Below are 18,953 nucleotides of genomic sequence, written 5' to 3'. Positions count from 1 at the left end.
TCTGGATCCTATGCAGAGAGGTGCTGCTTAGAGTTGGTAGATCTGATGAGATGTTCAATGACACTGGATCTAGAAGCGAAAAAGGTTTTGCTTCGCAAAATCCCTCATGGTCTTTTTATTTGTGGAGTCCGCGAAGGTGATGAAATCAACGGCTTTACAGCAAGTTGGGTGACCCAAGGGTCGTTCGAACCTCCCCTTGTTGTTATGGCAGTTCGATCAGAGGGAAGTAGTCATGGAATCATTGAGCGAACGAAGCATTTCTCGCTCAATGTGCTTCGGGCTGATCAGAAAGAACTTGCGGCAGTTTTCTTCAAGCCCCAGTCGGCGATGGGAGGGCGCTTTGAGTCAGCCCCCTTTCGTTATGGCGAATTGGGTCTACCCCTACTAGAGGATGCTATTGGAGGGGTTGAGTGTGAACTTGTGGGCCAGGTCGTCCATGGTGATCACACTGTGTTCGTCGGAGAAGTGAGATCAGCCCAACTAAATCAGGATGGGGATGCGCTTAACCTCGCTTCAACGGGTTGGTCATACGGCGGTTGAAAATAATTTGACCAACGCTTCTCAGCGCACCATCCTTCTAAAGGATGAAAATAGACTTGAGCAAAGGCTTAAGGAGATTCCAGCTGAACCTGGTTGTTATCTCATGCGTGATGGAGAAGACAGGTTGTTATATGTGGGCAAATCAAAATGTTTGCGAAATCGAGTAAGAAGTTATTTCCGAAGTAGCAGTGATCATGGGCCTCGTATTCGGTTGATGGTGCGACAAATTGTTGAGATTGAATTTATCGTTACTGATAGCGAGGCTGAATCCTTAGTCCTGGAATCTAACCTGATCAAAAATCAACAACCACATTTCAATGTGTTGTTAAAAGATGACAAAAAATATCCATACCTTTGCATAACATGGAGTGAGGAATATCCACGTATCTTTATCACAAGAAGGCGACGTTTCCGAAATAAGAATGATCGATTCTATGGTCCATATGTAGATGTAGGGCTATTACGTAGAACCTTATTTCTAGTCAAACGTTGGTTCCCGCTGAGACAACGGCCACGGCCACTGCACCAGGATCGCACCTGCCTTAACTATTCAATTGGACGTTGCCCTGGCGTATGCCAGCAGAAGATCACACCAAAGGATTACCATCAAGTTCTTCGCAAAGTTGCGATGGTCTTTCAGGGCAGAAATCAAGAGCTTAAGGTTTTGCTTGAGAAGCAAATGGAACGCTATTCAGATCGAATGGACTATGAGTCAGCCGCTAATATAAGGGATCAGATTAAAGGGTTAGAACAACTTACAGAAGGACAGAAGATGAGCTTGCCAGATTCAAGCGTAAGCCGAGATGTACTAGCTATTGCAAGCGATCATAGGGTTGCGGCAGTTCAGCTTTTTCAGATGCGTGCAGGTAAACTTGTTAATCGTCTTGGCTTTACTGCTGATGCAGTTGATCAAACTCTTGGAAGTGTACTCCAGCGAGTTATCGAAGAACATTACAGTCAAGTAGATGCTGTAGAGGTGCCGCCAGAAGTTCTTGTTCAATACTCATTACCTCAGCAAGAATTGCTAGTTGATTGGCTCAGTGAGCACCGAGGTCGGCGTGTTCAAATCAGTTGTCCTCAACGCCAAGCGAAAGCAGAGTTGATAGAACTTGTTGAACGCAATGCAGTATTTGAACTATCTCGTGCGAAGAGTGCGCAGCAGCAACAGGAATTGGGAACAGAGGACCTTGCCCAGTTGCTTGAACTCACGACACAACCAAGAAGAATAGAAGGATATGATATTAGTCATATCCAAGGAAGTGATGCTGTTGCATCACAGGTTGTATTTATCGATGGGCTACCCGCTAAACAGCATTACCGAAAGTATAAAATTAAAAGTAGTAGTATCAAATCTGGCCATAGTGATGACTTCATGGCGATGGCTGAGATTATGCGCCGTCGCTTTCGTCGTTGGGCAAGGGTGAAGAAAGAAGGATCAAATTTTGAAAACCTGCAGCGCTGCAGTGGCAGCACCTTGCAGACAGATGGTCTCAATGATTGGCCTGATGTGGTGATGATTGATGGCGGTAAGGGTCAGCTTTCATCAGTCATGGAAGCATTACGAGAGCTTGACCTTCATGAGGATCTCGTCGTTTGTTCATTGGCTAAGAAGCATGAACAGATCTTTGTACCTGGACAAAGCAAACCATTGGATTCTGATCCTGATCAGTTGGGTGTTGTGCTTTTAAGGCGGCTTCGGGATGAAGCACATCGCTTTGCCGTGAGTTATCACCGCCATCAAAGAGGGGTAAGAATGAACCGATCGCGGCTTACAGACATCCCTGGACTTGGGCCTAGGCGTGTCCGTGACCTTCTTGCCCACTTTCAATCCATTGATGCTATTCAGTTGGCTAGCGTCCAGCAAATTAGTCAGGCACCAGGGCTTGGACCAGCACTTGCCTTACAGGTTTGGACCTATTTCCACCCTGAAGCCGATATGGCGTTTGAGGAGGTTGCCTGATCAAGACGGATCACTTTTTTTAACTCTCACTACTTGTTCATCTCAGCAGATTGCTAATTGTTATCCATGACTTTTCCGCCCGAGGCATACCTGTGGTTTAAAACCCTCCACATTGTTGGGGTTGTGGTTTGGTTCGCCGGCCTTTTTTATCTTGTGCGCTTATTTATCTATCACGTGGAAGCCGCTGACTTGGAACCAACTGTCAAAAAAGCATTTGAAGAGCAATACACGCTGATGGAGCGTCGATTGGCAAATATAATCACCACTCCAGGGATGATTCTTGCCGTTTCCATGGCTGTTGGATTGCTAATCACCCAACCGAGTTGGCTTAATCAAGCTTGGATGCAAGCAAAGCTTGCTTTGGTGGCTGGGCTAATCGCTTACCACATTTTCTGTTATCGGCTGATGGGTCAGTTGAATCGCGGGGAATGCAGCTGGAGCGGCCGTCAGCTTCGTGCCCTAAATGAACTTCCAACTTTATTCTTAGTGTTAGTAGTGATGCTGGTTGTCTTCAAAAACCAGTTTCCAACAGGTGCAGCTACTTGGTTGATCGTTGGCCTTGTACTATTTATGGCCGCTTCAATTCAGTTTTATGCACGATGGAGACGATTAAGACTTAGTCGACAATTGGAAAGCCCGCTAAATAATGGCTAATGTTTCTCATCCTCTAAGTGAAATCCTCTTGGGTGTTAGTTCTGAGAGTTGTCCAAATATTATGAATTTTCACTGTCATACTATTTGCAGTGATGGCAGCCTTGAGCCTGAGCTTTTAATTGCCCAAGCAAGCCAAAGAGGTTTGCAACATATAGCAATCACAGATCACCACAGCACTCAGGCCTATCATCCCATGACGGAATGGCTTGCTAGGCGAAGTAATCAAGGATTACCAGTTCCAAGACTTTGGAGTGGTTTAGAAATCAGTTGCTTGTTGAAAGGTTGTCTTGTCCATGTCCTGGCTCTTGGCTTTGAGGTTGGGCATCGTGCTCTTCATACCTATTGCCAAAACAACTCTGCAACCGGGGGATCATTACAGGCTAAAGCTGTAAAAGAGGCGATTCATGAGGCTGGAGGATTGGTAGTGCTAGCCCATCCAGCTCGATACCGCGTGAGGCATGAACTTCTTATAGATGCAGCCGCTGAACTTGGCTTCGATGCTGGTGAGGCATGGTATGACTATGACTTTAAGACTAATTGGCATCCAACACCATTCATATGTGAAGCAATCGATGATCAGTTGCAGGGTCTTGGGTTAATGCGTACATGTGGCACTGATACTCATGGATTTGACCTCAGCGGACGCTAAATCCCATCTAGCTCATTAACATGACTATAGCTTTCAGATTATGCTTGGAAATATTGATCGATCAATGGTCTTTTTGCATGCTTAGGATAAGAACACTTATTAAATAGAATCGCTGAAACATGATTACAAATAAGGCAACAAGTAGGTTTTACTTGATGGCATCAGTATGGCATTAATAACCCCAGACAACATCAAAAATAATTCAGGGCCTTTATTAATAATAAATCTCAATAGTTAGTCGATGGAATCAAAAGATAGGCTTTCATTTTCCAATGGGTACCAGGCCTTGCTTTGTAAATCTTTTTGTTACATGATGAGTTTCTTAAACCTTTTCGGCTGGATGCATTGCTTATCCAGAGCTTGAAATGATTACAGCCTTAGCAGTGAGCCGTCTAGCTAGGAAACAATAAGCTGCAAGGTATTTACACTTCTATTTATCCCTTGACAAATTGTTCTCACTGCTATCAATATTGACCCTTAAAGTTAAAAAAGTCAAGCGGTATTCGCATCGAATACAATGGCTAGAGAAAAAATCAGTATGATTATTATTATTCAGGGGATTATTTGACCGGCAAAAAGTCGTCTGGCTTTGATTCAATCTGAGCCTCACTGGTATAAACAAGTTGTTTGAGTATTGCTATCTTGTCGAGCGATGCTGACTCCCACATGCCACGATTTGCAGCTTCCAATAAGCGTTCGGCCATATCTCTAAGAACCCATGGATTATTGTCATGGAGGAAACGTTGAATATCTTTTTCTTCTAACCATTGCTCACATAGAGCGCTATAACACCAATCTGGAATACGATCAGTCGTTGCATCATAAGCGAAAAGATAATCCAAACTTGCGCCCATTTCAAAAGCTCCCTTGTATCCATGTTGTTTCATACCATCGATCCAACGTGGATTCAACAATCGGCTACGTACAACTTTGTCGATTTCCCGTTCAAGTCGACTTAGCCTTGGACGCTCCCGTCGAGAATGATCTCCGAACCAAAGTTCAGGACGTTGACCTGAGATCACTTCCACAGCAGTTGCTAATCCACCGTGAAATTGGTAGTAATCATCTGAATCGAGGAGATCATGCTCGCGATTGTCTTGGTTGTGAAGCACGACCTGGACATCCTGCAAGCTGCGCTCAAGACCCTCTCGATCAAGGCTTGGATTAGATGCACCGTCATATCGCCATTGGCTCCAGCTCAAATAGGCCTCGCCAAGATCGGAACGATCCTCCCAAGAGCCAGAGTCAATTAATGCTTGAAGCCCCGCGCCATATGCCCCTGGAGCAGAGCCATAGATTCTGCCTTGGGGTCCGTGCTTGCGCGTGGTTGCGGCCAAGGGATTAAATTTTTCATCTTCTTCTAGATTTGAGATGAGTTTTTGAGCCTGATGCACCCAACTCACAAGTTGGGGAAAAGCGTCACGAAAGAGACCTGAGATCCTTAGGACCACATCAACCCTTGGACGTCCAAGAAGGCTTAAGGGGATCACCTCTAGATCAATCATTCGCCTACTGGGACCATCCCAAACAGGTCGAACACCGATCAATGCCAGCAGTTGCGCAATGTCCTCGCCGCCATTTCGCATGGTTGCTGTTCCCCATACAGAAAGAGCTAGATGAGTTAGTGGCTCACCATGCTCAAGTAGATGTAAGTCCAACAACTGTTCAGCACTTCGCTGCCCTAGGTCCCAAGCTGCTTCTGTAGGTAGTCCACGCAGATCCACTGAATAAAAATTTCGGCCAGTAGGAAGAACTTCCGGGCGGCCACGAGTTGGTGCTCCAGAAGGGCCACTTTCTATACGACGTCCAGAAACAGCTTTGAGGAGTGCTTCATATTCTTTCCTCGGACTAGTGATAAGGCGAGGCCAGAGATCATCTTCGATTCGTGAAATTAGGGGGTCACTTTTAGCAGACTTAAGCCAATCTCGTAGTGGCTTTACAAGTAAGTCTTCATCATTGCCCTTCCTATTTTCAATCTTCTTTTTGTCTAGAAGAACATTTAAAAACATTAAAGCTTGTTCTTCTATCCAGGCCACTGCATCGCCTTTTCTTCGAGCCTTATCAAGGCCAAGGCTGATTAAAACTTTACTGTCATGGTTAGAAAGTAACTCACCTTCTTCATCACACCAGGGATCACAGTTCAATTCGAGACGCCTTGCGATGGCTTGTGTTAGTCCTGGCTGATCCGAAGAAGGTGACCGTGCTATTGCTAGAAGAAGTTCAATAGCACTCTTATCAGATGGTGCTTGACCAAAGCGATGCAAACCTGTGCGAATTTGAGACTCCTTAAGTTCACAAAGATAGGCCTCAGCTTGTTCAAAACTTGTGATAAGTAAATCACGGCAACTTTTTGATTTATCGAAGACTTCGGGAAGCCCAGGAAAATTATTTAAGCGCAAAAGATTCAATAGTTCTTCCTCTAGTTTGTGCACTCGTTTCGCACCCAGCTGTGTAGCCTCGACATATTCATCCAACAAAGACTCAAGCCTAAGTAAGTCTCCATGAAGACCGGCTCGACCAAGGGGTGGGGTGAGGTGATCAATGATCACAGCAGCTCCACGACGCTTGGCTTGAGATCCCTCTCCAGGGTCATTAACAATGAAGGGATAAGCATGTGGTACTGCTCCAAGAGCAAGGTTTGGATAGCAGGATTGACTAAGACCGACACCTTTACCTGGCAACCATTCGGCACTTCCATGTTTGCCAACGTGAATCAACAGATTGGTTGCATGTACCTCTCGCATCCAAAGATATTGAGCGAGATATCGATGAGGTGGTGGTAGATCAGGTGAATGAAGGTCAGCAATTTCATTGCTGTCGTAGCCACGACTCGGCTGAATCAATACCACGACCTGTCCAAAAAGCATGCCATGAATAGCAAAACCATCGGCTTCGAGATCCTCAGCTTGTTCAGGTAACCCCCAACGTTTAACAATCGGCTCACATGCTTCTACTGGTAAGGTTTTCCACCACTTCAAATACTGTGAAAGTGAGAGATATGAGAGTGGTTGTCGGTTTTGACTCTCTGGATCATTGGTACGCGATCTGAGTAGATATTTCATCAACTCCTTGCCATCGGCAGGAATCGGATTGCAACCGAGGTCATGTCCGCTCTCTTGTAACCACCCCAAAATGGACGCTGTGCTTGCAGGAGTATCCAGCCCCACTCCATTAGCCAGTCGCCCATCACGGACGGGGTAATTGGCCAGAACAAGGCTGATGCGTCGTTGGTTTGGCTGAGATTGTTGAAGCTTGATCCACGCCTTTACATGACTGACCGCCCATGCCAGTCCGTCATCATCAGGCTCCATGACCTGTACAGCTGTTGCGAGTGAGGCATTCGCCTGCACAGTTGAACGAAAAGCACCAGTCCGAGAAGTGATCCGCCCATCTAGTTCTGGCAGAACGACTTGCAATGAAAGATCTAGAGGGTCTAACCCTCTACTGCTGTTGATCCATTCATTGCGGGTGCGACCGCTGCTGAGTACTTGCACAACCGGTACATCCAAGGCCTCCCATAGATCTGAACCAAGCCCAGCTTCTTGAAACTGCACTGATGCAAACGAGGTGGTCGTCATCACTGCAGCGACGTTCTGTTGCTTAAGCAGGTGTTTTACGCCTTGCTGAACGGCAGGATCTCTAAGGCTGCTGACCCAGAGAGCACGCGGGACTAACCCTTGTGCACGAAGTTGCGTATTAAGGGCTTTTGGAAAAGCAAGATCTCCAGCCTGAGAAAGGGCGCGATACAGCACAACTCCCACCTTGGGCCCATCTTCATGTCGCCAATCCCAAGGTGAAGGGTCAACCATGGCCTTCAACACGATCTGATCAAGATCGATGGGAGTGCCTACGAGAAGTTGCTCAATGACTCGAAGAAACATCACCATGTTGTCCACACCACCTTCACGCATCAGCTCTGCGAGCCGATCAGCCAATGGGATGGGGTGGCTGCCGAGGGAATGAAGCTCAACATCCAAATCAGTAGTGCCAGAAAGAATCAGCAATTGACGAGGCGAGGCTCGTTGTTGCCAAATCCCAAGTTGTTCAAGCCCATAGCTCCAGTGACCCCGACCACCAAGAAGGCGAACAACGATGAGCTGGGCTTTAGATGCCGTCGTAGCGAGATAGTGATCAACCTGAGCTGGATGGGAAAGAGCGGCTAGAGGCAGCGCGCGAATACGACCCTTCCATGCCTGCTGTGATGGAAATTCAAGAACAGAGGCAAGAGTAGAAATATCTGTTCTCGCACTTGTCAGTAGAAGGATTTGTGCCTGTGGTTGTTCAACGAGGAGTACCTCCTCGGCTGGTCCTTCACCTGGCAGGCTTGCTAAACGATGCATTGGCTCATTCTTTGATGGAAAATGCCACGTATGAGACGAGGTAATGAGAAGATTTGGCCATTAGGGCCCTATCCAAGTAATGCATCAGTTCCTGCCTTATGCCTGGTTCCAGGGAGCTTGTGTTCCATTCGAAGAGGCCAAGATTTCTGTTGCCACACATGCTTTGCACTACGGCACAGGCGCTTTCGGAGGCATGCGTGCCATACCTGATCCCCAAAACAGCAACACCATGTTGCTCTTTAGGGCAGACCGTCATGCCAAAAGACTCAGTCAAAGTGCTCGATTGTTGCTGACGGAACTCAGCGAGACAAGAATTCTCTCAGCGCTTGAAGCAATGTTGCAGGCGAATCGACCAACCACTCCCATTTATCTACGACCTTTCGTCTACACGAGTGATCTAGGCATTGCGCCTCGACTCCACAATATTGAAACTGACTTCCTTATCTATGGTCTAGAACTTGGCGACTACCTATCTCCAGAAGGCGTGAGCTGCCGGATCAGTAGCTTTACGCGCCAAGAGGATCGCTCACTGCCGCTACGAGGCAAGATCAGTGGTGCTTACATCACAAGCTCTCTCGCGAAAACGGAAGCGGTCTTAAGTGGATTCGATGAAGCATTGTTGCTCAATAGCAGAGGCAAGATCAGTGAAGCAAGTGGCATGAACCTATTCCTGGTCAGGGATGGTCAGTTGATTACCCCCGGTGTTGATCAAGACATTTTGGAAGGGATCACGCGAGCCAGTGTCCTTGAACTGGCACGGGTGATGGGCCTATCTGTGCTTGAACGCCCTGTGGACAAAACGGAACTATTTATTGCTGATGAGGTGTTCCTTACCGGAACAGCTGCAAAAATCACGCCAATACGTCAGATTGAATCAACCATATTGGCTACAGAACGACCGATTATGAATGCTCTTCGAGACCGTCTAATCGAAATAACTCAAGGACGTGATAAGGATTATGAGCACTGGATAACACGTATTTGTATGACTAATGACTGATTCTTGAGAAGAGCAACCGATCTATCAGTAAGGGGCTATCTAGGATCGCATCAAAGCATGAGAGACAGGATGACAGCAGGACCATTGGATATCACCAGACCAGAATCAGCTTTTTTGGCACGCCTCCACTCGTCAGAACGTCCTGTTCTTGTATTTGATGGTGCCACGGGTACATCCCTGCAAAAACAGAATCTCAGTGCTGATGATTTTGGTGGTCCATTACTAGAAGGATGTAATGAGAATCTTGTCGTTACTCGACCAGACGCAGTGAAGGAGGTGCATCGCCAATTCCTTGAATCAGGTTGCGATGTCATTGAGACAAATTCCTTTGGTGCTGCTTCCATTGTTCTTGCGGAATATGGATTAGAAGACCAGGCATTTGAACTGAATAGACAAGCTGCACAGTTAGCAAAATCAATGGCAGTTCAATACAGCACAAAAGATCAACCTCGTTTTGTCGCAGGATCCATCGGACCAACAACAAAGTTGCCAACACTTGGACACATCGCATTTGACGCGATGCGTGACTCCTTCCAAGAACAAGCAGAGGGACTATTAGCAGGAGACGTTGACCTTTTTATTGTTGAGACTTGCCAAGACGTCCTACAAATCAAGGCCGCATTGCAAGGAATAGAATGTGCATTCTTAAAAGCTAATGAACGTCGCCCTATCATGGTTTCAGTGACAATGGAAACCACAGGAACGATGCTTTTGGGGTCAGACATCGCTTCTGTTGTGACAATTCTAGAACCATTCCCTATAGATATTCTTGGTCTTAATTGTGCTACTGGTCCTGAACAAATGAAGGAACATATACGCTATCTGTCAGAACACTCACCTTTTACAATTAGTTGCATCCCCAATGCAGGTCTACCAGAAAATATTGGCGGGGTTGCTCATTACAGATTAAAGCCACTGGAACTAAAAATGCAACTCATGCATTTTGTTGAGGATCTTGGTGTTCAAGTCATAGGGGGATGCTGCGGTACAACTCCAGAACACACTTCTGCATTAGCAGAACTTGCAAAAGAGATGCGTGCTGCTCAAAGGCCATGTCGACAAGGTGAAAACGAACAGCAACGCCAACTCTTCGGGTATGAACCATCAGCTGCTTCAATTTATGGAATTACTCCCTATCACCAAGACAATTCATTTTTGATCATTGGTGAACGTCTAAATGCAAGTGGTTCAAAGAAAGTTAGAGAGCTATTGAATAGTGAAGACTGGGATGGTCTTGTTGGTCTTGCACGAGGGCAGCTTAAAGAGAATGCTCATGTTCTTGATGTTAATGTCGACTACGTTGGGCGTGATGGTGAGAAAGATATGAATCAACTTGTTAGCCGACTCGTAACTAACATTAATCTTCCATTGATGCTCGATTCAACAGAATGGCAGAAAATGGAGGCAGGGCTAAAGGTTGCAGGTGGTAAATGTATACTTAATTCCACAAACTACGAGGATGGAGAGGAACGTTTCTTCAAGGTTTTAGATCTAGCGAAAAAATATGGTGCTGGATTAGTCATTGGCACAATCGATGAGAATGGTATGGCAAGAACAGCGATGCAAAAGGTCGCGATTGCAAAACGAGCTTATCGTGATGCAACTGAATATGGCATACCTGCTCATGAAATATTCTATGATCCACTTGCTCTGCCAATTTCAACTGGTATCGAAGAGGATAGGCGAAATGGCCTTGAGACAATAGAAGCAATACGAGTCATTCGAGAAGAGCTAGAGGCAGTACATGTTGTTCTAGGTGTCTCTAATGTAAGCTTCGGATTATCTCCAGCTGCCAGAATTACTCTAAACTCGGTATTTCTTCATGACTGTACTGATGCTGGAATGGATGCAGCTATAGTTTCACCTGCAAAAATTCTACCTCTCAATAAAGTAAGTGATGAACAACAAAAGATATGTCGTGACTTAATAAATGACCATAGACGTTTTGAAAATGAGATCTGTACCTACGATCCTTTAACAGAGCTAACGAGTCTATTTGAGGGGGTTAGCACTAAGGAAGCGCGTGCTTCAGGGCCTTCATTGGCTGATTTACCTGTTGAAGATCGACTCAAGCAACACATTATTGATGGAGAGAGAATTGGCCTGAATGAAGCCCTCGATGAAGGTTTGGAATCGTACAAGCCTCTACAACTTGTCAATACATTTCTTCTGGATGGAATGAAGGTTGTTGGAGAGCTTTTCGGTTCAGGAAAAATGCAACTCCCTTTTGTTCTTCAATCAGCTCAAACGATGAAGGCAGCCGTTGCTTACCTTGAACCGTATATGGAAAAATCAGCAGGAGATAAATCATCTAAAGCAAAATTCCTAATTGCTACAGTAAAAGGCGATGTACATGATATTGGCAAGAATCTAGTTGATATTATTTTAACAAATAATGGCTATGATGTGATTAACTTAGGGATTAAACAGGACGCGGCTTCAATTATAAATGCTCAAATGACACACCAGGCAGATTGTATTGCCATGAGTGGACTACTGGTAAAATCAACAGCATTCATGAAGAGCAATCTTCAGGAATTTAATGATTCTGGTATTACCGTTCCAGTGATATTAGGTGGTGCAGCTCTGACCCCTAGATTTGTAAACCACGATTGCAGCGAAGTCTATAAAGGGAAGCTTATTTATGGCAAGGATGCATTTACAGATCTAAGGTTTATGGACGCCTATGTCAAGGCACTTTCTAATGATCGTTGGGATGATTGTAGAGGGTTTCTTGACGGCACTCCTGATGGGTTGACACTAGGAGGGCAATCTACTGAATCTGATACACCTCACTCAAGCAATGACGAAGATCCTCAAGAGGAAAACCAAAAGAACATCCAAGATATTAATTTAGCAGTTAATACTAATCGTTCTGAAAAAGTCAGCCAAGAAGATGCAGTCACTCCTCCATTCCTTGGTTCAAAACATCTGAAACTAGACAAAATTCCTCTTGACGAGATCATTCAATATCTAGACCGAAACGCTTTATTTTCAGGGCAATGGCAAATACGCAAGAGAAAGGATCAATCTCGTGAGCAATATGATCAGTATATTAATGATGAAATAGAACCAATATTGCAACATTGGCTCCATAGAATTCGTAACGAGTCACTTTTACATCCTGGAGTCGCATATGGGTATTTCCCTTGTGGTCGGAAAGATAATGATCTTTTAGTTTTCAATAGTGAAGGCCAAAGTTTGCTTGGCAAGTTTAATCTTCCACGCCAAAAAGGTGGTAATAGATATTGTATTGCTGATTTCTATAGAGACCTTGAAGGCGGCTTGCCTAAGGATATTTTACCTATGCAAGCTGTAACAATGGGCGAGAATGCGAGTATTTTTGCGCAGAAGTTATTTGAATCAGATGCATATACTGACTATCTCTTTTTTCATGGACTTGCAGTTCAACTGGCTGAGGCTCTCGCCGAATGGACGCATTCTCGAATACGTTGTGAGTGTGGATTTAAATCAGACGAGCCTAAAACCTTGCAAGATGTACTTGCACAGCGCTACAGAGGCAGTCGCTTTTCATTCGGCTACCCTGCCTGCCCAAACGTTGGCGATTCTCGCCAACAATTGAATTGGTTAAAAGCCGACTTAATCGGTTTGACAATGGATCCAAATGATCAGCTACACCCTGAGCAGAGCACAACGGCTCTGGTTACTCTTCACAGCAAGGCTAGATATTTCAGTGCCTAAACTGCAAAGCCTTTATTCAGCAATTTGAAAAAAGAATCCTGCTTTTCAATTTCAGGACAATCATATATCCCATGAGAAGTGAGCTTTTTGCCTGGTCTAATCCTGGCAAAGCGCCTCCATTGTATCGATCACTTCCTGTTGAAAATCGTCTAGAGAACCTGAGTCGCTGAGGTCAAGTCCTTCGCCTGCAGCGTTTTGGGTCAGTTCATGGAAGTGAAAAGCACCTTCCCCATTAGCGAGGAACTCGATAGCCGACGATTCACCACTTTCGCGAAAGGCATCGCAAAGAGCAAGGAAGGCGGCGTCTTCTGTGAACTCCCAATCCATTGAGGAGGCATATCTGATTGACCTTTAACGCCTGCCCCCCGTCATCCGTCAACCATCTCGAAGAAAAATGTGCCACTACTTCGGCAGACTCCTATGCTCAAACAGAGGAGCTGTAGCTCGATAAAGTCAGTGATAGCAATTGATCTGCAAGGCGATGCGATCTTTCTGACACTGTTTGCCAAGGAATCTTTGGTGAAGCTTGGTCACATCGGATCAAGACGCATTCTTGGCTTTTGTTGCTTTAGCTGCGCTTGCGACCTCCCTGCAACACCTCATAGCCATTAAGCAAGATTGGCCCTGGGAGCCTCTAGGGAGGCTATTCAAGGGGTGGGTGCGGCAAATTCCCCATAGAGGCCTACTGACACGCTTGTGAAGGCCTTGGCGGCGCATCGATGACCATTGGCCTCATCGTTGATCACCATGGTTCTGGCCATTTGCTGAATGATTGGTTTAAGCACGTCTCACTAACCCCAAAAATATCTGTAAATAATCGATTTCGATCTGGCTTTTGGATGCAGCATTGTCTTTCGATCAATTTAAGTGCTGTACTAAAGACTTCAAAAGGCTTTCAGAAATAAAAAGATTTACTAGGCAAGCACTGCATAAGCAAAGTTTTTCTTTGCAGAGATATTCAATAAAGTCACTAACAATAGCGCAGCTTATGAATTACTCTAAACATAATCTGATATCCACTACGCATAGGCTTGCCATCATGATAAGTACTAAAAAAATATCTTTATTTATAAATTAAAGATATATGCAGTAATCCATAATCAAAAGAGGTTGTATTAGTGCTATAGTTTATTTGGTTCTAAGGAATATCAGACTAGACGCTCTTTAATGATTTCAAGCATCAGGTCTATGATAATTATTGAGTGGATCTAACAAAGCATTGATTTTGTCAGATGATATTTCAAAAATATATTCTTATCATAGTTTGAAACCATCTCTAAAATAGTTTTTTGCAATCAGTCAAAAACGCAAAGAATTGATTTGCAGTTAATCTACAATATAACTGCAATAGTGGCACAATTCTCAAATTCTAAGGCTTATGGAATTTATAATGTAATATTCAGGTTGTGTTCAATGCTTGACTTGTAATTCTTGTAATCAAACTCTGAAAAAGATTGACAGTTACGATTTTAACTGCAAAAATAATCGTATTCATTGACTTCAAATGCACCAATCAGCGCAAATCACTAAGATTTTAAATTTTCTGTGAAATTTCATCGTCATAATTTTTTGTACTTTTCACAAGCCATACTAGCTTGTGGGCTGATTGTGGCTATCGCTAATATCCTTCTAATTTCAATTAATAGTTTCCATCAAAGAACAGCAAGAAATCAACTTATGCAGCTCTTTCTGGAGGATAGACATGCCATAAAAGAAGGCAAAACACTTTCAAAGAATGCGAAGGACGTTTCTTCGCAACCGACACCACATTCTGCACTTCTCTCTTCTCGGGATGTCGATTCCTTGTCTTTAGAGTTAAAAGTTGGTCTGATTAGCCATAGTCAACCAATAGAAATAAAGATAAAGGATTCAGGGTTTTGTAAACTTCACTCTGGGAGGCTTATTAATGAGCATACTCTCAATCATATATTGAAGATAAGGTATAATCAGATTGCTGACATCAAATGTTTTACCACAGCCAGTAGCGGGATCCTAGTCAACAATCAGCCTTATAGATCTAAAGTTTATTTAGTTAACCGGGGCAATGGCTGGATTGCAGTTAACCAACTCTCGCTTGAGGATTATGTTGCTTCTGTTGTTGGTGCTGAAATGCCAAGTCTTTGGAATATGGAGGCTCTTAAAGCTCAGGCGGTTGCTGCACGGTCTTATGCCCTTGCCCATATCGCAAGACCTGCGAACAAGGATTTCCATCTGGGTGACACCACTCGTTGGCAGGTATATCAAGGGATATCAAGCCAAACATCACGCTCTACGCAAGCAACTCAAGCCACCAAGGGAATTGTTCTTCGCTACAAGGGAGGAATTGTTGAAAGCCTTTATGCGTCAACGGCAGACATCAGTTTGCAAGCTCATGGCCACCTAGGAGCGAGCATGAGCCAGCATGGGGCCCAGAAATTGGCACGGAGTGGTTTGAAGTTCAATGAAATTCTTGCTAGGTATTACACAGGTGCTTCCTTAGCCAAACTACAAAGCCGTGGCAATTGAGCATTACTGGGATCTGGCGCTTGAACGCAGCACTGCAGCACAACTAAATGGTGCACTGGTACCTCTCAGCACCGAGCTCACCAGAATTCCAGCACGACAAGGAGAACCCTTTGAACTGCGCAAACTAAAAGGCCCCCCTCCATCTCATCTCCTAGCCAGGGGGCCAAAACCTAACCCGTTCTTGCCTTGGGACCCAAGCTTGGAGGTTAGTCAAATTGGCATGAGACATGTGCTAATTCTCAACAAATATCCTGTTCAAAAGGGACACATGTTGTTGATCACACGTGAATGGGCCCCTCAGCATGGTTGGCTTAGTTGTGATGACTGGGAGGCACTGCTAAGTGTTGATCAGGACACCAAGGGGCTTTGGTTTTTTAATAGTTCTCCAACGGCTGGAGCTAGTCAACCTCACAGACACTTGCAATTGCTAAGACGATGCGACGACGATCGCAGTTGTCCTCGACAGGAATGGTTTCAATCATTAGTAAAGACCTCACCCAGGGAAAGCTGTCAACTTACTCAATGCTGTGCTGCAACAGCTAGAGCACAGCATCATGAAGCTCAATTTCATTATCAAGCTTATCTAACGCTTTGCGAAAAGATTGGACTTGGTAATCCGGCAGAGAATCAACATCCAAGACAACCATACAATTTGCTGCTCACGAAGGAATGGATGGCACTGATACTTCGAAGTCGAGAGGGAATTGCAGGCTTCAGCATTAATGCACTAGGATTTGCCGGTTACCTTCTAGCCACAGAAATATCTGATCTGGACTGGCTTAATCATCATGGGCCTGAGGCCTTGCTAGAAGGCGTGGTCAAGACGATTCAGTGATTTTACGGTTGTGCTGCAGGGCAATTACATGGATCTCTAGAGGGACAGGCGATCGCTAAACGACCGCTTTTTACTTCCGGTTCAAATGATGAATGACAAACTCAAACGTCGAAATAAGCAGATCGAAGAACATCTGCAACTCGTTAGGCCAATAGCACTCCACTACGCTTTTCGTTCTGGACAGGACAAAGAGGACCTCACTCAGGTCGGAATGTTAGGCCTTATCCGAGCAGCACAATTGTTTCAAACCAGTAAATTAGTGCCATTTTCTGCCTTTGCAAAACCGCATATACGTGGTGCCATCCTTCACTACCTCAGGGATAGTTTAGGACCAGTTAAATTACCTAGACGAGTTGAGGAGCGAGCTCAGGCACTTCTCAGAGATTCAACCTTGATGGACAGAGCCAATTTTTTTGAAAAGCTAAGTGCTGTCGATAGAACAGCCATAGAGAGCTACAAGCAGAAAGGACGCTGGTACCCTCTCGATCATCAATTCCTAACAGCTGATAAAGATCAGTGGAGTGAACTGGTCAACAGGGAACGCAAACGAATGCTTATGAATGCTCTAGAGAAGCTCGATTGCCAAGAGTCTGCGGTAGTTGATCACGTAGCACTAAGAGGAGAAAGCCTTCGCAGTACAGCTAGTTACCTGGGGATCAGCTGCATGACAGTACAAAGACGTGTGAAGCGAGCGCTTCGGCGCCTGGCTGTTGATTGCTCTGAATTGTCTCCTGAGGCTGATTCCCCTCTCAGGAAGCAGGATTTTGGTCCCTCTGGATCTGTTGCTCCAAGGTCTCTATAGCTGCTTTCACTGCAGACAGGCGACGCTCTAGACCATCACGCAGGAAAAGAAGCATTTCAAGCTTCCTGTTCTGATAGTGACGGCGACGGTCTGCCGAGTCAACATTTGAGCTGAGGCAAAAGGGAGAGAACATGCCGTTCCTACAGTTGGGTGAATCTTCGCGAAATTCTGCCAAGAGTGCGAAATTTCTTTCTTTGCGATGTTGGCTGGTGTGACTAGGTTTGAATTGACGAGTTGCTCTAGGCACTCTCTGATCAACTTAACAAATCCATCCAGCTTAAAGGTGTCACAGAAGATCTCATTACTAGTCTCATTAAGTCTCTCGACTCTTGCCTGTGAGATTGGTTTCGCAAAACCATCATGGTCATACGTGCCCTTAATGGCTGGACAGTCAGCACGTCCTCTCAATGGAAGCTTTAATAAAGTTCCCGTTCTCCACTCCAACCAGCCGGAGACAGTTGTTGGTTCAGGAATACTTGTTAATACAGCTCCGGGCTCAGCAGTAGTCGTCCGTACAGGGCAACAATTAAGAAATGCAGAATTTACCTTTGACGGCAAGTTCGGGATTCATATTCATCATAAGTATTATCCTCGCGACAGACGTAAACTTGGCAACATCCGACAACGTGGATTGCTTACTGTTGCAGCAATAGCAAACAATCCAACAGATTCATCAATTGAACTTAAATTTGATAGAGGTTCAGTTAAAAATAGTTTTGAGGCTCCTTATCATTCGAATAAACTTATGGGTGTGAAGCCCCTGGGACCTCGTCCCTGGAATACAGGTCCGGGGGATGCAACAGCTGTACAGATGCTGCGAGGTAAATTGGACAGAAGATTAGCAGATAATATTATCATTCCACCTCACACTAAAAAAATTGTATTCACAACACAAATACCTGCAAGAGGGATTGCCAACGGACTGCTTAGTGGAACTAGCAACGGGCCTTTTCAATTAGCTGTCGTTGCAGCAGAAGGGGCCACATCAGAAAAGAATCTGATCGCTATTCTTAATTCAAGGCGATTGGCGCCCGGTCGTACTTATCTCAATAGAATCAGTGAAATTGAAACGGGCAAGGTTTTTTCGCGTGTAGCAGGTGTAGCAATTGGTGATCACTATACAGCTAAACTAAATCATGACCTTAACCATGGTGCTCTTCACGTACCTCTTACCAGTACTCGAAGACATCATTTTGGCACAAGAGAGATCCAGGTCAACCCACTGGAAACTCGCATGATTGATTCTGCCGTAAATAATGTAGGCACTTACGGGGTACGATTTGATATCACCCTTAATCTAAAAGGCTCAGGCACTTATCAATTAGTTTTAAGCCACCCTGCAGCAACAGAAAAAAAGAAACCATTCACGGCATTTCGTGGTTCAATCGGAATCAAGACTGAGAATAAATACAAAGAAATTCATGTAGGGCTACGCTCAGGACAAAGTCTTCCTATATCTGACCTAGAGTTGACAGCAAAAAAGGATAATCCTGTTACTATTAGTTTAGTCTATCCTGCAGACAATACACCAGGGCATCTGCTAAGTGTTGTTCCAGTTGAACAGTATACTCAGGCCATGCAAAAAGAAGGAAAGGCAAAGAAAGTAAAGCTGCCTGTGACAGCAAGTAATAATTATCATGCCAACCCATTAACACCAAAGCGTATAGCGAAAACAAAGGTAGTTGAGATGAACAGGAATTCGATGAAACAAAGACATCAAGACAATTACAAATTGAGCACAAACAAAAAGCAACTATTAACGAATGAATCCATTGGTCACAATTCTCCGGTCAACATGCCACCAATACTCATTTCCAGTCCTAGTACAAACAATACTATGCCATCAGCAATTATCAATCCGCAAAGAGTCAATTCGAGCCTTAGAAAACACTACAACGGAGCCATAAAGGCACAACAGCAATGGTTGCATCAACTGCAAAACTAATAGGCTACCAACAGTTGATCG

Annotated in this window: 12 protein-coding genes; 10 read left to right on the top strand and 2 right to left on the bottom strand. The window is 44.7% G+C overall.

Features of this window, described 5'->3' with window-relative positions:
* The first annotated feature begins 57 nt into the window (after positions 1-57).
* The 4 genes from SIB66_RS10010 (at position 58) to SIB66_RS09995 (ending at position 3,803) form a co-directional block, all read left to right on the top strand.
* Positions 58-540, top strand: coding sequence for a flavin reductase family protein (locus SIB66_RS10010; protein ID WP_063406867.1), 483 nt, complete (start codon positions 58-60; stop codon positions 538-540).
* Positions 497-2,500: an excinuclease ABC subunit UvrC gene (uvrC, locus tag SIB66_RS10005; RefSeq protein ID WP_063406869.1), complete on the top strand. Its 2,004-nt coding sequence runs from the start codon at positions 497-499 to the stop codon at positions 2,498-2,500. The genes SIB66_RS10010 and uvrC overlap by 44 nt, the downstream gene beginning before the upstream one ends.
* Before the next feature lie 66 nt (positions 2,501-2,566).
* Positions 2,567-3,154 carry a protoporphyrinogen oxidase HemJ gene (hemJ, locus tag SIB66_RS10000; protein ID WP_011130103.1) on the top strand — a complete coding sequence of 196 codons (588 nt, stop codon included), beginning with the start codon at positions 2,567-2,569 and terminating at the stop codon, positions 3,152-3,154.
* Positions 3,147-3,803: a PHP domain-containing protein gene (locus SIB66_RS09995; RefSeq protein WP_063406871.1), complete on the top strand. Its 657-nt coding sequence runs from the start codon at positions 3,147-3,149 to the stop codon at positions 3,801-3,803. The genes hemJ and SIB66_RS09995 overlap by 8 nt, the downstream gene beginning before the upstream one ends.
* 560 nt (positions 3,804-4,363) lie before the next feature.
* Here SIB66_RS09995 and cobN read toward each other — a convergent pair.
* Positions 4,364-8,143 (bottom strand): cobaltochelatase subunit CobN, encoded by a 3,780-nt coding sequence (gene cobN, locus SIB66_RS09990; protein WP_063421669.1) that lies wholly within the window; start codon positions 8,141-8,143, stop codon positions 4,364-4,366.
* A 79-nt stretch (positions 8,144-8,222) separates the two neighbouring features.
* On the opposite strand from cobN, the gene SIB66_RS09985 reads away from it, so the two are divergent.
* Entirely contained in the window at positions 8,223-9,143 is a 921-nt protein-coding gene (locus SIB66_RS09985; protein WP_063406875.1) for a branched-chain amino acid transaminase, read from the top strand.
* A gap of 69 nt (positions 9,144-9,212) precedes the next feature.
* Positions 9,213-12,845 (top strand): methionine synthase, encoded by a 3,633-nt coding sequence (metH, locus tag SIB66_RS09980; RefSeq protein WP_413681274.1) that lies wholly within the window; start codon positions 9,213-9,215, stop codon positions 12,843-12,845.
* Between the two features lie 96 nt (positions 12,846-12,941).
* On the opposite strand, the gene SIB66_RS09975 is transcribed toward metH, so the two are convergent.
* Positions 12,942-13,172 carry a hypothetical protein gene (locus tag SIB66_RS09975; protein ID WP_011130108.1) on the bottom strand — a complete coding sequence of 77 codons (231 nt, stop codon included), beginning with the start codon at positions 13,170-13,172 and terminating at the stop codon, positions 12,942-12,944.
* 1,281 nt (positions 13,173-14,453) lie between these two features.
* Here SIB66_RS09975 and SIB66_RS09970 point away from each other — a divergent pair.
* From SIB66_RS09970 to SIB66_RS09955, 4 genes are all read left to right on the top strand, one after another.
* Complete coding sequence (locus SIB66_RS09970; protein WP_413410346.1) at positions 14,454-15,350, top strand: SpoIID/LytB domain-containing protein; 897 nt, start codon at positions 14,454-14,456, stop codon at positions 15,348-15,350.
* Positions 15,340-16,185, top strand: a complete 846-nt coding sequence (locus SIB66_RS09965) for an ATP adenylyltransferase (protein ID WP_063421665.1) — start codon at positions 15,340-15,342, stop codon at positions 16,183-16,185. The genes SIB66_RS09970 and SIB66_RS09965 overlap by 11 nt, the downstream gene beginning before the upstream one ends.
* Positions 16,186-16,270: 85 nt before the next feature.
* Positions 16,271-16,987 carry a sigma-70 family RNA polymerase sigma factor gene (locus SIB66_RS09960; RefSeq protein ID WP_236070328.1) on the top strand — a complete coding sequence of 239 codons (717 nt, stop codon included), beginning with the start codon at positions 16,271-16,273 and terminating at the stop codon, positions 16,985-16,987.
* A 199-nt stretch (positions 16,988-17,186) separates the two neighbouring features.
* Positions 17,187-18,932, top strand: coding sequence for a DUF3370 domain-containing protein (locus SIB66_RS09955; RefSeq protein ID WP_063421663.1), 1,746 nt, complete (start codon positions 17,187-17,189; stop codon positions 18,930-18,932).
* Positions 18,933-18,953: the final 21 nt, after the last annotated feature.

Source organism: Prochlorococcus sp. MIT 1318 (assembly GCF_047304505.1).
In the GTDB taxonomy this organism is placed as follows: Bacteria; Cyanobacteriota; Cyanobacteriia; order PCC-6307; family Cyanobiaceae; genus Prochlorococcus; species Prochlorococcus marinus_D.
The sequence above is the reverse complement of the archived record's forward strand: the minus strand, read 5'-3'. Positions and strand labels throughout refer to the sequence as shown.

Excerpts from the sequence above, each read along its gene's own strand:
- SIB66_RS09960 (WP_236070328.1), top strand. The coding sequence starts at position 16,271 with ATGATGAATGACAAACTCAAACGTCGAAATAAGCAGATCGAAGAACAT.
- metH (WP_413681274.1), top strand. The coding sequence starts at position 9,213 with ATGACAGCAGGACCATTGGATATCACCAGACCAGAATCAGCTTTTTTG.
- SIB66_RS09985 (WP_063406875.1), top strand. The coding sequence starts at position 8,223 with ATGCATCAGTTCCTGCCTTATGCCTGGTTCCAGGGAGCTTGTGTTCCA.
- SIB66_RS09995 (WP_063406871.1), top strand. The coding sequence starts at position 3,147 with ATGGCTAATGTTTCTCATCCTCTAAGTGAAATCCTCTTGGGTGTTAGT.
- cobN (WP_063421669.1), bottom strand. The coding sequence starts at position 8,143 with ATGCATCGTTTAGCAAGCCTGCCAGGTGAAGGACCAGCCGAGGAGGTA.
- SIB66_RS09975 (WP_011130108.1), bottom strand. The coding sequence starts at position 13,172 with ATGGATTGGGAGTTCACAGAAGACGCCGCCTTCCTTGCTCTTTGCGAT.
- SIB66_RS09955 (WP_063421663.1), top strand. The coding sequence starts at position 17,187 with ATGTTGGCTGGTGTGACTAGGTTTGAATTGACGAGTTGCTCTAGGCAC.
- SIB66_RS10010 (WP_063406867.1), top strand. The coding sequence starts at position 58 with ATGACACTGGATCTAGAAGCGAAAAAGGTTTTGCTTCGCAAAATCCCT.
- uvrC (WP_063406869.1), top strand. The coding sequence starts at position 497 with ATGCGCTTAACCTCGCTTCAACGGGTTGGTCATACGGCGGTTGAAAAT.
- hemJ (WP_011130103.1), top strand. The coding sequence starts at position 2,567 with ATGACTTTTCCGCCCGAGGCATACCTGTGGTTTAAAACCCTCCACATT.